The organism is Fibrobacter sp. UWB3 (genome assembly GCF_002210405.1).
Lineage (GTDB): Bacteria > Fibrobacterota > Fibrobacteria > Fibrobacterales > Fibrobacteraceae > Fibrobacter.
This window is the reverse complement of the sequence record NZ_MWQJ01000005.1, coordinates 73,984-89,676: the sequence shown is the minus strand read 5'-3', so window position 1 is coordinate 89,676 and position 15,693 is coordinate 73,984. Positions and strand designations below refer to the sequence as shown.

Below are 15,693 nucleotides of genomic sequence, written 5' to 3'. Positions count from 1 at the left end.
TTATTCGACAATCAGCACCTTGTCGCCGTCGTTCATGCGGTTCTGGCCTTCGACCATCACGACATCGCCTTCGTTAAGGCCATCCTTGATTTGGATGTCGGTCTTGGTCTGCACACCGAGTTGCACAATCTTGCGCTTGGCCTTGCCTTCGCTATCGACTGTCCAGACCGAGTTCACGCCATTGCTATAGACAATGGCTTCGACAGGGACTGTAACGCCTGTAACTTCACGGGCGTCAATCTTTGTGGTGAGGTACATGCCCGGGAGGAGTTTTTGACCCTTGTTCTTGAATGTGACTTCAACCGGGAAGAAGCGGGTTATCGGGTTTGCGGCGAGCGGAATGAGGCTTACTTCGCCCTGAAGCTTTTCGCCGTTGAGTTCGATTGTTGCCTTGGCGCCCTTCTTGAAGAAGCCGATTTCAGAGCTTGTGACGTTGAGCTTGAGGATTACTTTGTCGAGGTTTGCGATGGTGAACATGGCACCACCGACACCCGGAACTTCACCGACCTTGAACTTGACTTCGGTAATGGTGCCCGAAGACGGGGCGAGCACGAGCGTTGCACGGCGTGCGGTTTCCATCTGCATCTTGGCTACGTTAATCTGGGTTTCGAGCTGTTCTACATCCTGCAGAGAAACACCACCCTTGGCCTGAACTTCTTTCAAGCGGTTGAGGCTCTTTTCTTGCATGGCAATGTTTGCTTGAGCCTGTTGGTAAGCGGTGTTGTCGCCCGTAAAGACGAATTCAGCAAGGATCTGATCTTTTCTGACCTTGGAACCGACGCGGACATTGATCTTGGCAATCGGGTCACCGAGCTTGGCGGTTGCTGTCGTCTGCTGGCTACCTTCGATGGTGCCACTGAAGGCGCGGACGTCTGTGAGCTTGACTGTAGCAGCCTTCACGACGCGGGCTGGCTTGCCATTGACCTTCTGAATTTCTTCGATGGTCGAAACTTTCTTTTCGGACTTGGCGTCTTTCTTGGCGTCGCCACATCCAGCGAGGAGGAGCGACAGGGCTGAAATAGTAATGATTGATTTTGTAATGGTCTTCATGATTGTCTTCCTCTTAAATCTTAGTATTCACCAGTGGCCTTGAGCAATGCGTTATAGGCATTGTTCCAGTCAAGAACAGCCTTCATGTAGCCCAGCTTGGCCAAGCGAAGCTTCTGGCTTACGTCAAGAAGGTTGATTTGTGTTTCCGCACCGATTTGGTAGGCCGCTTCGGAGATTTCGTATCCGCGATTTGCCAAGTCTACCTGACGTTTTGAAATTTCGATTTGATTATGCGCGTCTTCCAAGTTGTTGACGCACGCCTCTATTTGCAGGCGGAATCCGCGTTCTGCAGTTTCTTTCATGAGTTGTGTGCTGCGAAGTTCTGATTTTGCTTGAACTACGGCTTCCTTGGTCTGCATGCCGTTGAAAAGGTTCATCGACAAATTTAAAGAAACGTACTTGTTGAGTTTGTCCCACTTCGGGGCATCCCATTCGGTAATCTTGTTTTGGTTGTTTGCGTATTTGAGGCCACCGAGCAAGGCGATTGTCGGTTTGTAACCGGCTTCTTCGATTTCGATATTTTTTTCTCTCATTTTTTCAGTGGCTTCGAGCTTTGCCAATTCCCTACGGCGCTTTTTCACGTTTGCCATAGCTGTATCCGGGTAAGGGAGGTTTGCTTCGGGCATGCGAAGTTCACCGACGAACTGTACTTCGGAATCCCAATCCAGTCCCATCTTGTTGAGAAGAGCGTTCTTGGCGAGGATACGCAATTTCTTTGTCTTTTCGAGATCGGAACGCTGGCTTTCCAACTCAAGTTGTGCGCGAATCATGTCGATTTCTTTACCAGATCCGCTTTGGAATTTCTGCGTGGCGATATTCAGATTTTCTTCGATCTGCTTGATGCCTTCTTCAGTGATTGCAATACTCGAATCCAGGAGGATCAAATTGTTGAAAAGGCTATCAACGTCGTAGCGTATACTAGACTTCTTGTCTTCGAGATTGACTTCTTCCATATGCTTGTAGGCTTTGGCGATATCGATTGCGGTACCGACCTTGCCTGCGGCATAGAGGACTTGGGTCAATGTGAGGCCAACACTGGACTGCCAGCGGTAGGCTTGGGACTTCATTCCATAAGTCATTCCGTCCAAAGCTGGGCCAATCACGTTTTGGTCAAAAGCGTTTGCTTTGGGGTGTCCGTCGTCGTCCACGCTGTTTGCCATATTTTTGGCAGCGTCCGTAATTGCGGATGTTTTTTTGACGTCGTCCAGTCCAAAAATACGGGTGACATTGGCACTAAGGTCAATAGAGGGGTATGCGTTACCATAGCCTGCATCAACTTGAGAAGAAGCCTTAATGAGGTCTTCTTCAGCGGTTTTGACATCCGGAGAGTTCTCAATGGCGGTCTGGACCGCTTCATCTCGGGTGTAGGTTTTTGCCGAGGCTGGTACAATCAGCCCTAAAGCGAGGGCAGAAAGGACTAAAAATTTCCTTGACATTCGTTCTCCTAATATATTAAGCTAGCCAAATGTAAAAAAAAAGCACCCTTTTCATAAGGGTGCTTTTTTCTGTTTTTGATGAAGCGCAAATATTGGGGATGAAGTGCATCCGAATTTGCGAATTTTTGCGAAATTTGGCGAAAATTACATCAAACCGGGGATTTTCATGCCGCCAGTGATGTCCGAAATGCTTGCCTGCTGGGCGTCGTCTTTCTTCTTGACGGCGGAGTTCACGGCTGCCATGATGAGGTCTTCGAGAGCTTCGACATCGTCCTTGTCAACTGCATCCGGATTGATCTTCACCATCGTGAGTACGCCCTTTCCGTTCATGGCGACCTTCACCATTCCGCCGCCGGCTTCGGCATCAAAGCTCTGTGCCTTGAGGTCGTTTTGTGCCTTAAGCATCTTGCTCTGCATTTTCTGAAGGTCCTTAAGCATCTTGCTCATGTCCATGAATATATCCTCGCTTTTTGAGTGTATTAAAAGTTGTTTTTATGCTTTATTGCTTTACCGCAGTTGTCATGCCCGCCTACGAGCGGGCATCTCCTTCTAGTGAAGTCTCGGGAGATTCCCGAACAAGTCGGGAATGACATTAAAGTGGGGGGCATTAAAGTCATTTTCCATTCGTAATTATAGAATTTTTATTTTTATGGATTCTATCACCACACTACGTTTCGTTCCAGGATGACGTTTTAATTGTCACCCTGGAGGGAGCTTGCGACCGATAGGGTCCATGATAATCTATGCGTCGCAATCCTCGTCGTCACATTGTGAAACGATGGCTGCTTTCTTGAGTTTCTTGGTGAAAACGAGTTCCGTTGCAAACATCTGCTGGAGCTTTGCAAGTCCCGGTTCCTTTTCCAGGTCGAGCTCGTATGGGCTCATCTTGGCGGCGCGCTGCTCGGCCAGTTCCGATTCGGTGAAGGCGCGGGTGCGGATGGAAAGCGCAATTTTTGTCTGCAGGCGGTCTTCCAAAATGCGTGTCACGCGTTCGACGTATTCGGGATGCTCCGTCATTTGGCGGTAGCCCCAGTTTTCGGCATTCTCGGTCGTGCCCGCGTAGGTAAGTGCAATCGGGAACGGATTCTGTTCGGGGTCGCCGGTTTCAAGCGTGGTGCCAGCAATGGCGGCGGAGAATACGTAGTCGCCGTCGTTAGCGATGTTGGAGAGGATGGAAGGCCATGCGGCGGCAATTTCGTAACGTGAAAAAGCCTGCACGCCACCCTGATCGTAGCCTGCAAACGGGTCATCATAAGACGCCTGGACTTCTTCCTGGGCGTCTATCATGGCGCTGACTTCAGTTACTTTTTTTTTTACCGCGTCGTTTTCGGCGCTTTTAGGATCGTTAATCGCTGCAAGAGCTTTTCGCAAATCGACCAGTCGGTCGAGCCAAGCCATTCGGGCGAAAGTCGTCTCGACGAGGAGGCGCGGGTTCGTGCTGTAGCGGAGCGTACCCTGCAAGTCGATAAGCATCTTGCTGATGCGGAGAATGTCACCGTTGGTGAGACTTTGTGCGCAGCTCTTGTACTTGGTGTAAAGCTCTTCGGTGATGTTGAGTGCGTCCGGCGTGAATGCGTCGAGGCGGGCGTAGAGCAAATTGCGGAGGAACTTGCCAAAGCCGTCGAGCAGCGGGATGAACTCGATACCGATTTTCACAGCGTCATCCACCATGCGGAAGCAACCCTTGATGTCGTGGTTTTCGATGGACTGGATGAGCGAGAAGAAAAGTTCTACAGGTGGGATGCCGAGGACGGAGCGGACGGATTCCGCGGTCATCTCGTTCCCGGTAAAGGCGTATGCCTGGTCAAAGTAGGTGAGGCCGTCACGCATGGAACCGTCGGCTTTTTCGGCAAAGATGTCGAGGGCTTCATCGGTGGCCTTGATGCCTTCCTGTTCGCAAATGTAGCGGAGGCGGCTGCGGATCTGGTCTACGGTCAGGCGCTTGAAGTCAAAACGTTGCACGCGGCTCAAAATCGTCTGCGGGACCTTGTTGACTTCGGTCGTTGCAAAGATGAAAATCACGTGGGACGGCGGTTCTTCGAGCGTCTTGAGGAGAGCGTTGAAGGCGCCTGTCGAGAGCATGTGGACTTCGTCGATGATGAAGATCTTGTACTTGCCGATGACGGGCGGGTACTGCACACGTTCAATCACATCGCGGATGTTGTCGACGCTGGTGTTAGAGGCCGCATCTATTTCATAGACGTCCATCGGGTTTCCGCCGGCGATATCCTTGCAGCTGTCGCACTGCCCACACGGGTGCAGCGGGTCATTGCCCTTGCAGTTGAGCGTGCGGGCGAGGATGCGGGCGCTAGTAGTCTTGCCCACACCACGGGTGCCGGTAAAAAGGAATGCATGATGGAGACGACCGCCCTGAATGGCGTTCTCAAGAGTCTTTGCGATATGTTCCTGACCGACCATATCGCTGAATGATTGCGGGCGCCACTTACGCGCCATTGCGATGTATGCCATGCTGTTTAATATAGTAAAGTAATCAGGATTTTTTAGTTAAGAGTTTCTAGTAACTAATAGCTATTGACTAAAGACTACGCCATCGGCGCTTAATTTTCGTATCTTTATAAATGTAATTAGTCAAATAGAGGTACTTATGAATTTTGATATGGCGCTTTTGATTTTGTGCTGGCAGACAGCCTGCCTTTCCCATGACTACGAAAATGAACCGCTTTTGCCGGGGGCGACTTCGGCAACGGAAGCGGAAAGTGCTGAACTCGACAAGATTCATGACGAAGTGACTCCGAACGCCAGTTGGGACGAATTCAATAGCCTCTATGCTGGCTTCAAATCGGCTAGCGAACGTACCAAGGCTTGCGTCAAGGCTCTTCAGTCGCAGTCCCGTGATTCAAAGGTTCTCGTGATAAACTGCATGGTCCGTATTGCGAATGCTTCGCACGAAGACTACAACAGGACTAATATATCGCCCGAAGAATATGAATTTATTAAGAATGTACGCGAACAGCTGGGGCTGGGCTAGTTAAAGTTAGTCTACCGAACCACTGGGTTAGGATAAGCTTATATTATTTTACTAGATTCTAAAAATCTTAAATAATTTCTCAATAATTTACAAAAAGGAGTTTGTATGAGAAAATTAAAGCTTGTTCTAGCTATGGCGATTGCTTGCGCTTTTTTGGTTGGGTGCGCAGCTCCGCGAGCTGTGATTGATGATTCTTGGACTAGCAAACCGACTAAGGTCAAGGTTGTGTTCACGGAACCGATTATCGCCAATCTTGATGATTTGCAGGATGACCTGCCGGATTATTACAATAAGTTCTCTGAATGGTACAAAACTGAATTAGAAAATAATTTGGGAGAACAGACTTCTGGTGTTCGCTATTCGGTACAGAAAATTTCTAGCGATAATATCAGAATTAATCCGGCTCCTCTAAATAACGAGAATATTAAAGTCCCGAGTGTGACAGAAATGAGTAATTCTGCGGATATCTATCTTGTGCTGGATGATATTTGGATTGGCAGAACTACGAAAATGTCGACATGCTCTAATGGAATGACGACTTATTCTTGCCCGCAAAACTACTTTACGGCAAAGGGCATATATGCTTATTATGATGTGAAGAGTGGCAAAAGAGTTGGCTATGGCGATTATGAGGCTAACTCCGGCTATTCGTTTGTCGTGTCGTTGAGCGACTGGGAAACCATCATGGAAAAAGCGGTTCGCATTGTCTTGAATAACACTCCGCTTGCAGAGTAGTTATTGTAATTACGAAAATGAAAAACGCTCCCGATGGGAGCGTTTTTTTGTGTAATTACGAGAAATTACTGTATGGGGCAAGCCCCAACCTCTTTGTTCAGGATGACGCAAAGCAATCGTTCGAGGATGATTGCTTTGCGGTGCAATCGCTACTAGCGGAGTACGATGTCGCCGTTTGCGACGAGCTTGTCGCGGAGCTTGTTGTGTGCCTTGTTGACTTCGTCGTCCGTGAGCGTACGGTCCATAGCCTGGTAAGTGAGGCTGTAAACCATGTTCTTCTTGCCTGCTTCAATCTTTTCACCTTCGTAGATGCTCTTGAGAGTAATCTTCGCGAGGTTCTTCGGGTTGAGAGCCTTGATGCGGGCGAGCACGTCTTCGTGAGTCATCGACTTTGCAACTTCGATAGAGATGTCGCGGGTCGAAGGCACCTGGCGGCTGAACGGCTGGAACACGATCTTCTTGTGGCTTTCATGTTCCATCTTGTCCATGTCGGCTTCCATCACGTAAGTCTCGTAGCTGATTTCGTTAGCCTTGAGGCAGTTCGGATGGAGTTCGCCCATCGTTCCAAGAACCGTGCCGTTGCAGACAATTTCGGCCTGCTTGCCCGGATGGAGGAATAGTTCTGGCTTTGCTGCGGCGCGGAATTCCACGACGAGGCCGAGGCGCTTGAAGAAGCTTTGGACAAAGCCCTTGAAGGCGGCAAAGTCAATCTGTTTTGGCTTGTCGTTGAGCGGATCGGTATCAAAGTTACCGGCGATGGTGAGGGCGACGAGGTTGGATTCGTCAAAGCCCGGATCGCGTTCGTCCTTGCGAGCGCGCTTGAACTGTCCCTTGGCAACTTCGAACAGACGAACAGAACCCGGACGGTTCTTTTCGTTTTCGGCAACAGCCTTGAGAAGATTCGGGAGGAGGCTCGTCGGCACAGCACCGAGTTCTTCGGAAAGCGGGTTCAAAAGGAGAGCCGGCTTGCTGCGACGGTCGTCACTTTCTGGGCCAAAGAGGGCTTCGGTGCGGGCCTTGCTTGTAAAGCGGAGGCTCAAGCATTCGTGGAGACCCATGGCAGAAAGCGTCTTGCGGATTTTGCGGTTCAAGACTTCAATCGGCGGGAGTTCGTTCGGCTGCATTGTGAACTTCGGCAGGCTGTACGGAATGTTGTCAAAGCCGACGAGACGAGCGATTTCTTCGATGAGATCGACTTCGCGTTCGAGGTCCGGGCGGAAACTCGGAATCTTGAACGTGATAGATTCGGCGTCCTTCTTCACGACTTCGAGAGCGATACCCGTGAGGTACTTTTCGACCTGGGCAGCTTCGAGCTTCATGCCGATGACTTTTTCGGCGCGGGCAATGCGGAGTGTGACGACGTTATTTTCTTTCTTGTGGTCTTCGCCGGTGTATTCGACGGAACCCTTGAGGATGCGGCCACCAGCGACTTCCTGGATCATGGCGCAAGCGTACTTGCTGTATTCGTCCTGCGTAGCAAAGTCAATTTCGCGCTCGAAGCGGTAGCTGGAGTCCGTAGAAATGCAGAGGCGCTTGGCTTGCTTGCGAATAACGGTGGGGTTGAACCAGGCGCTTTCGAGGAACACGTTCTTCGTGGCATCGACGATTTCGGATTCGACACCGCCCATCACGCCAGCGACGCAAGCCGGACGGTCACCATCGCAAATCACGAGGTCGTTTTCGATGAGTTCGTGTGCGGTGTGGTCGATCGTTTCAATATGCTCGCCCTTGACGGCGCGGCGGACCTTGATCTTGTTGCCGTGGAGCTGGTCCATATCAAAGCTGTGGAGCGGCTGACCAACGTCCATCAAGATGAAGTTCGTGATGTCGACGACGTTGTTGATGCTGTTCATGCCGACAGCGTGCAAAAGCTTAGTGAGCCATGCCGGGGACTTTTCAACCTTCACGTCCTTGATGACGCGACCCACATAGCGGGAGCAACCGCAACCCGGAACGACTTCAAGGCTGATGGCGGCGCTTGCGTCTTCGGAGTCTTCCTTGAGGGTGTAAGCGAGCGGCTTGAGCGGACGGTTAAACTTGGCAGCGAGTTCGCGTGCGACACCGCGGTGGCTGAGGGCGTCCGGGCGGTTCGGCGTGACGTTCAGTTCGAAGCAGACGTCGTACATGCCGAGGCTTACGAACGGCGTACCTGCCGGGATGGAATCGTCGAGAACCATGATTCCACCGTGGTCGTCAGAAAGACCGATTTCGTCTTCGGCGCAGATCATGCCGAAGCTTTCGACACCGCGAATCTTGGATTTCTTCATCTTGAGCTTGGTGCCATCAGGGAGCGGAAGTTCTGCGCCAATCGGGGCGAGCACAACCGTCTGGCCTGCAGCGACGTTCGGGGCTCCGCAAACAACCTGGATGGTGTTCGTGCCGTCGTTCACGGTAGTGATGTGCAAGTGATCGCTATCCGGGTGCGGATCGCAAGTGAGAACCTTTGCAACGAGCAACTTGTCATAGACCTTGCCCGGTTCTTCCATGCCTTCAACTTCGAGACCGATGGAGGTGAGCGCCTTTGCGACATCTTCCGCAGATTCCGGAAGGTCAACGTGACGTCTAAGCCAATTCAAAGAAACTTTCATTTTATTACCCTTTGTGGCTCGAAACTTGCAGTTTTTGTCCTTGCGGCTGGTGTCGCGGGGGTGTGCGAATTTCGTGCCTGCTTAAATTTTCGGCGGTAAATATAGAAAAAATGAAACTTGGATTAATATGTTTCGCAGTAGGGAATATCTTCAAAGGAAGCTGCAACTTCTTCTTTCTTGAAGTGATTGAACAATAGGACTTCGTTTTTCGAGAATAGTTCGTCGTTTTTCAGGAATGAAATGGCGATTTTGCAGAAGCCTTTTTGAGGGATTACGACCCCGTGTTTTTCTTTTAGGGTGAGCGTAGTTTCCGTGAGTCCGCAAGAAAATCTGTAATACTCTAAATCTGCTTTTCCAGGTTCAATGTAGGCCGAAAAGAGGTTGTCCTGTTCGCTAGTCCATGTGGGCTTGACGATGACTCTTTCTCCACCGAGCTTGATTTGCTGTTGGTATCCGCCACTGCAGAATCCGACTGGCTGACGGAATACGCCGATAACGCCGGATTTTTGTTCGAAGGTTTCTTTCTTGGAAACAGAAAGGGACTGCGCGCAAGATGTCATGAGAACGCATGCGCTTAGAATTCCAAGTAGCTTCAGGTATTTCATTTACTCCTCGTAAGGCTTTGTTGCTGTTAAAACTGGTTGGCCCGGCTTGCGAAAAATTCGAAATCTTCGGGCGTCGTGAGCTTGTCGTTTGCGGATTCGCCTTTCACGATATAGACGGGCTCGCCAAAGAATTCGAGGATGCTTGCTTCATCGGTTGGCGTGAAGTTCAGCGGTTCCTTCTCGATGCGGGTATAAAGGCTCTTGAGCAAATCGATGCGGGCTGCTTGCGGTGTCTGTGCAAGCCAAACTTTGTTGCGGTCAATGGTGCTTTCGACACGACCATCGCTTGCAATCTTGATGGTGTCGATTGCGGGCTTGGCAACGAGGCAACTTCCTTGATTGACGAGCGTTTCGCAGACATCGCGGATAATCTTTTCGCTAATGAACGGGCGTGCTACATCGTGGACGAGCACGTATTCAGCGCCGCTAGTGAGCGCGTTCACTCCGTTTTGCACGGACTGCCAGCGTTCTTTCCCGCCAACGACAATTCTTAGTTTGTTTAAATTATTCCCGTATCCGGTTCCAAATGCGGGACTCAAACGGCTAAAAATATCTTTTTCAAAGTAGTCTTTCCAATCGGCTGGGACGGCAATCACAACTTCAGCGATTTCTTCCATATTGAGGAAGGTTTCGAGGCTATATTGGTAAACCGGTTTTCCGCCAAGTTGCATCAATTGTTTGGGAATTGCCCCGCCCATGCGCTTGCCGAGGCCGCCTGCGGGGAGAACTGCTGCGAATTTTCCAAAAAGTAATGAATTAGACATATTTAAAAAATAGAAAGATTTGTGATTTAGGTCACCGTGTTTAAAATGTAAGAACTAAAAAGTTTTTTGAATGTAGAGAAAGTTTTTACCTTTGGCTTTGAGTGTGTATATGGGAGATAAAATGGATTTTAGAGAATTAAAACCCCGAAATCGAACCCGCATGGCTGTGGCTGCCTGCTTGGGTGGCTTTATTGGGGCGCATAATTTTTTGCTTTCGAACAGTGTTTCGGGAAGCATCAAAATTTATTTAACCCTTGTTGCCGTTATTGCTCCTCATCATGTCAGTTTAAGCCTTGCGGCTGTAAACCTTGCTTGGATTTTGTTTGATTTGTGGCAAATATGCTTTGTGAGCACTTTGCCAGAGATTCGTTTGGAAGGCAGTCGTAAAAAGGCGGTGGCTTTTGTGTTTACCTATATGGCTTTTGCGACTGCGCTTGCCGTCCTTTTATGCCAGCGCTATTTGTAGCGCCTATTTCTTGAAGCGGACTGCTGTGCCGTAGGCGATAATTTCTGCGGCATTAGCCATTAAGGCGCTTGTGGAATAGCGGACATTCACGATGGCGTCTGCTCCAATCATGGTGGCTTCGCTGATCATGCGCTCAGTTGCTTTTTGGCGTGCTTCGTTCATCATTTCGCTGTAGCCGCCGATTTCGCCACCGATAATAGTCTTGAGCCCGGCAAAGATATCACGGACAACGTTCTTCGAAAAAACGATACTCCCTTTGACAAGCTGGATCGTTTCGATTTCTTTGCCACTGATGTAGTCTGTGTTTACAATAATCATTTTTCCTCTTCATTTGCCTATTTTAAGACATTTGTCTGTTATAATATACACTTTTCAATTGTGAATGAACTTGTATATCGCAAAAACCCCTGCACTTTTAGGGTGCAGGGGTAAGGAGGGTTTGTTGAGGAGAGAATAGAATGAATTAGAAAGCGAAATAAATTCCCAAATGAGGTGTGAAATTGATTCCAGAGAATACGTAATCCAACTGTGTCACCTTGGAAGCTTTGTCGTGGTCTCTGGAGTAGCCACCGATTCCGAAGGCGTTGGTTGTTATATCAATTCCAGCGAGAATACCCATGGATCCTAGAACCTGATAGCCGATAATGATGTCTCCGCCAATGGTTGCATCAACATATATGGCGGCTGGCATAAATTTTTCATCCTCTATATAAGCTTTACCGTTAGCAAATTTTACATCGACGCCGCAAATGAAATGGAAGGCGACGATTAGATCGTTTGAAACCGGGGCAAAGCCCAACCCTAATTTCGCGTTGAGATCAAAACCTTTGAATTCGATTTTATCGTCGAAAAAGTCGTCTTTTAGGTCACCGGTAAAATAGCTTGCTCCTAAGCCAAATAATGTGGAATATCCACTTTCTTCGGTCTTGTAGCGAGTCCAACTGAGCTGGAATCCAAGGGAATTCCATTCATGTTTGTCGGATCGGACCTCCCAGGTTTCGGATTCGACGGGAAGATTAAAATTATAGCTATGAATCGTTTTGAGGTTGCGTAATTTTTGGCTAGGTGCTGGTGTCGCAACTTCTTGTGTTGTTGTTATTGTAGAATCCCCTTTTGGGGGGATTGCCGATCTTTCGGTAACTTGGGGAGTTTGCGCAAACAACGATGCGCAATACATAATAACAGAAATAGCCACAGTTTTGGAGAGCTTCGTAAACATATTTGCCTCCTTGGCTAAAATTGTGGTTTTATCATTGCTCCGTTTCTAAATATATCTCATTACTTACGAAAAACTTAAGAAAAGTTTATAGTCATATTCCAATGTAGAACGGTGGGGTAAAAAACGCATAAAACTTGACGGATTTCTGTAAATAGATTACTTTTTGTGCAGTAAAACAGATGTTCACTACAAGGCGGTTCGCATATGGAAAAAAGCCCGAAAAGCGAAAATGTTGAAAACTCCCTCGAATGGGAGCGTTCTCGCCTGGACAAGGAACAGCTTGAGGCGGTCGAGACGACCGAGGGCTATGTGCGCGTGGTGGCGGGTGCTGGGTCTGGCAAGACCCGGACGCTCACGCACCGCTATCTGTATCTCGTGAAGGAGATGGGCATTTCGCCTGCGAACATTCTCTGCGTGACGTTCACGAACAAGGCTGCTGCCGAAATGAAAAAGCGCATCCGCTCGATTCTGGGCGGCGACGACAGCGGCTACATTTCGACGTTTCACGGCTTTTGCGTGCAGTTCTTGCGAGAAGAAATCCACGTGCTGAATTACCCGAAGGAATTCATGATTCTGGACGAGGACGACCAAAAGTCGCTTTTGCGCAAGGCGTATGCGGATTTGGGATTCTCGCTCAAGGACTTGAAAATCAGCAGTGTCCTTGATTTTGTGGGTGGCCGCAAGGCGAATGATATTGGGTACGTGTCGCTGTTTGCGGAACACTTGGCGGATGAGGTGGGTGCATCGGCGGCCGGGAATGCGCCGGCGGTTGAAAACGAGAAACGCGAGCATCTGGTGGAGCTTGCGGACGAGGCTCCGGACAAGTGGATGGCGGTTTATTACCGCTATCTGTACGAGCAGAAGAAAAATTACGCGCTCGATTTTGACGATTTGATTCTGGTGACGCTATATATTCTAGAGAATTTCCCGGAAAAGCTCGACAAGTGGCGCAAGCGCATGATGTACGTGATGGTCGACGAGTACCAGGACATTGACGGTCAACAGTATCGTTTGGCGGATTTGCTTTCGAGCTACCACAAGAACCTGTTTGTTGTGGGCGACCCGGACCAGACGATTTATGGTTGGCGCGGTGCCGATATCAATCGTATTTTGGAATTTGACCAATTCCATAAAGGCACGAAGACGATTCTGTTGCAGAACAATTACCGCTCGACGCCGAGCATTTTGAAGGTGCCGGATGCGGTCATCAAGAATAACAAGTACCGAATCGAGAAGGTTTTGAAGCCGGTTCGTGCGGGTGGCAAGACGCCTGTTTTTTACCATGCAAAGAACACGCGCGAAGAAGCGAAATGGATTGTAGAACGCATCCAGAATGCGGTACAGAATTCTGTGAAAAACGGTGCGGGCGGCGTGCATTACAAGGATATAGCGGTCTTGTACCGTATGCATTCGCAGTCGCGTTCTGTCGAAGAGGCTCTGATGTCGGAGTCTATCCCTTATAAGGTTTATAGCGGTGTAGGCTTTTACCAGCGCAAGGAAATCAAGGATATCATTTGCTATTTGCGAATGCTTGTGTATGCCGATGATTTGTCGTTTATCCGGACGGTGAATACGCCCAAGCGCCAGTTCGGGCCGAAGAAAATGGCGATTTTGCAGGCGTTTGCGGATACGCGCAAGGTCGGACTTTACGAGGCTCTGCTTGAAATTGTGTACGAGGCGGGGCGCTTGAACGATGTGGCGCCTGATGTCACAACGCAGGCGGAACTTTCGTCGGTCGGCAATGACCATCGGAAAATCGATTTTGACTGCAAGGAATTCTTGTCGAGAAGCAACGTCGTTGAATACGTGAAGTTGATTGAAAAGTACCGTTCGCGTTATAAGGATATGCGCGTCTCGGAATTGCTTTCGAAGATGCTTCGCGAGACGAAGTACGAGGAAATGCTTCGCCTGGATGGCGATGAAGATCGCTTGGACAATCTCGCGGAACTCAAGCAGGGGATTCTTGAATTCGAGAATTACTACGAAGAAGATGCTTCGCTGGATGAGTATTTGCAAAACATCGTGCTGTTCACGAATGCCGATGAAGATGTGCAGGAAAAGGACCGCGTGCAGCTCATGACGATTCACAATGCGAAGGGATTGGAATTCCCGTACGTTTTTGTGTGCGGCTTGAACGAGGGCTTTTTCCCGGTAAAGCGCGTGCAGAACAAGATTCAGCTCGAAGAAGAGCGCAGACTTGCGTATGTGGCTTTCACGCGTGCCGAAAACGTACTTTGCCTGAGCGATGCCGAAGATGGCGTGGCGGGCGAGAGCGGGTCGCGTTATCCGTCGAGATTCTTGCTCGAAATGGACATGGGCGAGCTCGATGTGGCGCGTGGGTTCTCGGACGATTTGCTTTTGGCGGCACGGGCTTTTATTGCAGAAGCGGACCGCAATCGCGATTTGATGGGCGATTTTGATGAAGACGAAAGTCTTGGCTCGGTAAAGAAAGCGCCTACGGCAGAATTTGCGGTAGGCGATCGTGTCGTGCACAAGATTTTTGGGATCGGGACCGTTAGCGGTGTCGATAAAAAGAACTTCTGTTACGAAATTACTTTTGACAAGTTTGCGACCCCGCGCTCGATTCAGTTCGATTTCCCGCTATCGAAAGTGTAGAGGATAAATGTCGGCCCCGTAACAAGTACGGGGTGACAGGCTTCGCCTGCTTTTGTCATGCCGCACCCTGTTGCTGCATCGCCATTTTATCGTCTGCTTCTTTGGAAGTTGTTTTCAGGACGTTCAAAGCGCATCGGCTTGAGCTGCTTGATGACATCGCGGAGTTCCTTGGGGAGAGGGCAATCGAAAACTTTATGTTCGCCTTGCCAATCGAATTCCAGGCGGCAGCTGTGCAAGAATAAGCGGTTCAGACCGAACAGCTTTTTGACTTCGCGGTTGAGTGCGAAGTCGCCGTAACGTGTATCGCCAAGAAGCGGATGCCCGATGCTTGCGAAGTGGGCGCGAATCTGGTGCATGCGGCCTGTTTCGAGCTTGATTTTCACAAGATCGTAGCCTTCGTAATGCTGCTTGACGCGGTAATGCGTGATGGCCTTCTGTGCGTTTTCGTCATCTTGGCCGACGAGCATCTTGCTGCCCTTGGCGCTGTCTGTGCGCAGGAGCGATTCGCTGATGGTGCCGCGGTCTTTCTTGAGATTGCCTTTCACGAGCGCAAAGTAGAATTTGTCTACGACATGTTCACGAATCATGCGGGTGAAGTCGCGGAGCGTGTCGCCGTGGAGAGCGGCGATGATGAGGCCGGAAGTTTCTTGGTCGAGGCGGTGGGCGATGGTCGGCTTGAAATCGAGACCTTCGTTACGTCCCCATTCCCAGAGGTATTCCACGAGGCTTTCGCCTGGGCGCGTGCCGCTGCCCGGCTGGCTTGCGAGTCCCGAGGGTTTGTTCACAATCACGTAATCTTCGGTTTGCACGACGAGGTCGAGCTCGTGAGCGCCCCAGTGCGCCTGCTTTTCGGCACCTGTGAGGTGGCGGCCCCAGGTGGACTTGTTCTTGGCAAATCCTGTTGCGCTTTTGGCATCGGGGCGTTGCGGGGTGTCCCCGCTCGAAGGGGTAGCGGGAGCCGCTTCGGCGGCGGAAGCGAGGGGAAGGCTTTCCCCCTTTTTGTCGTCTTCGCTTACGGATTTGAAGTTCTCGTAAATGTTGACCACGTCGCCTTCGACGAGCATCTGGTTTGCCTTGCCGACAACGCCGTTTACACGGACTTTCTTTTTGCGGATGACTGCGAAGAACACCGAGAGTGATTCTTCGGGGAATGCCTTGCGGAGGAAACGGTCAAGGCGCATGTTTGCAAAATTGCGATCGATAGTACGTGTAATCATTTTTAGTT

14 protein-coding genes are annotated in these 15,693 nt (G+C 49.9%); 4 read left to right on the top strand and 10 right to left on the bottom strand.

All coding sequences use genetic code 11. The annotated features are described in order from the left end of the window. The 4 genes from B7991_RS07485 to dnaX form a co-directional block, all read right to left on the bottom strand. A complete protein-coding gene (locus tag B7991_RS07485; protein WP_088630267.1) occupies window positions 1-1,050 on the bottom strand; it encodes an efflux RND transporter periplasmic adaptor subunit in 1,050 nt (349 codons plus the stop codon). Between the two features lie 20 nt (window positions 1,051-1,070). After that, window positions 1,071-2,486 carry a TolC family protein gene (locus B7991_RS07480; protein ID WP_088630266.1) on the bottom strand — a complete coding sequence of 472 codons (1,416 nt, stop codon included), beginning with the start codon at window positions 2,484-2,486 and terminating at the stop codon, window positions 1,071-1,073. Between the two features lie 144 nt (window positions 2,487-2,630). Beyond that, window positions 2,631-2,939 (bottom strand): YbaB/EbfC family nucleoid-associated protein, encoded by a 309-nt coding sequence (locus tag B7991_RS07475; protein WP_012820129.1) that lies wholly within the window; start codon window positions 2,937-2,939, stop codon window positions 2,631-2,633. A gap of 288 nt (window positions 2,940-3,227) precedes the next feature. After that, a complete protein-coding gene (dnaX, locus tag B7991_RS07470; protein WP_088630265.1) occupies window positions 3,228-4,955 on the bottom strand; it encodes a DNA polymerase III subunit gamma/tau in 1,728 nt (575 codons plus the stop codon). Between the two features lie 136 nt (window positions 4,956-5,091). On the opposite strand from dnaX, the gene B7991_RS07465 reads away from it, so the two are divergent. Next, window positions 5,092-5,475, top strand: a complete 384-nt coding sequence (locus B7991_RS07465; RefSeq protein WP_088630264.1) for a hypothetical protein — start codon at window positions 5,092-5,094, stop codon at window positions 5,473-5,475. A 105-nt stretch (window positions 5,476-5,580) separates the two neighbouring features. Then, a complete protein-coding gene (locus tag B7991_RS07460) occupies window positions 5,581-6,210 on the top strand; it encodes a hypothetical protein (RefSeq protein ID WP_088630263.1) in 630 nt (209 codons plus the stop codon). 152 nt (window positions 6,211-6,362) lie between these two features. On the opposite strand, the gene pheT is transcribed toward B7991_RS07460, so the two are convergent. The 3 genes from pheT to ispD all read right to left on the bottom strand — a co-directional run bounded on the left by pheT (window position 6,363) and on the right by ispD (window position 10,167). Beyond that, entirely contained in the window at window positions 6,363-8,798 is a 2,436-nt protein-coding gene (gene pheT / locus B7991_RS07455; RefSeq protein WP_088630262.1) for a phenylalanine--tRNA ligase subunit beta, read from the bottom strand. Window positions 8,799-8,920: 122 nt separating this feature from the next. Further along, a complete protein-coding gene (locus tag B7991_RS07450; RefSeq protein ID WP_088630261.1) occupies window positions 8,921-9,403 on the bottom strand; it encodes a hypothetical protein in 483 nt (160 codons plus the stop codon). 26 nt (window positions 9,404-9,429) lie between these two features. Continuing rightward, entirely contained in the window at window positions 9,430-10,167 is a 738-nt protein-coding gene (gene ispD / locus B7991_RS07445; RefSeq protein ID WP_088630260.1) for a 2-C-methyl-D-erythritol 4-phosphate cytidylyltransferase, read from the bottom strand. A gap of 121 nt (window positions 10,168-10,288) precedes the next feature. Here ispD and B7991_RS07440 point away from each other — a divergent pair, with 121 nt between their 5' ends. After that, window positions 10,289-10,633 carry a hypothetical protein gene (locus tag B7991_RS07440; protein WP_088630259.1) on the top strand — a complete coding sequence of 115 codons (345 nt, stop codon included), beginning with the start codon at window positions 10,289-10,291 and terminating at the stop codon, window positions 10,631-10,633. Between the two features lie 3 nt (window positions 10,634-10,636). On the opposite strand, the gene B7991_RS07435 is transcribed toward B7991_RS07440, so the two are convergent. Further along, complete coding sequence (locus tag B7991_RS07435) at window positions 10,637-10,951, bottom strand: YbjQ family protein (RefSeq protein WP_088630258.1); 315 nt, start codon at window positions 10,949-10,951, stop codon at window positions 10,637-10,639. A gap of 145 nt (window positions 10,952-11,096) precedes the next feature. Beyond that, window positions 11,097-11,852, bottom strand: a complete 756-nt coding sequence (locus B7991_RS07430; RefSeq protein ID WP_088630257.1) for a hypothetical protein — start codon at window positions 11,850-11,852, stop codon at window positions 11,097-11,099. A 204-nt stretch (window positions 11,853-12,056) separates the two neighbouring features. Here B7991_RS07430 and B7991_RS07425 point away from each other — a divergent pair, with 204 nt between their 5' ends. Continuing rightward, window positions 12,057-14,468 carry an ATP-dependent helicase gene (locus tag B7991_RS07425; RefSeq protein ID WP_088630256.1) on the top strand — a complete coding sequence of 804 codons (2,412 nt, stop codon included), beginning with the start codon at window positions 12,057-12,059 and terminating at the stop codon, window positions 14,466-14,468. A gap of 86 nt (window positions 14,469-14,554) precedes the next feature. On the opposite strand, the gene B7991_RS07420 is transcribed toward B7991_RS07425, so the two are convergent. Further along, window positions 14,555-15,685, bottom strand: a complete 1,131-nt coding sequence (locus tag B7991_RS07420) for an RluA family pseudouridine synthase (RefSeq protein ID WP_088630255.1) — start codon at window positions 15,683-15,685, stop codon at window positions 14,555-14,557. Window positions 15,686-15,693: the final 8 nt, after the last annotated feature.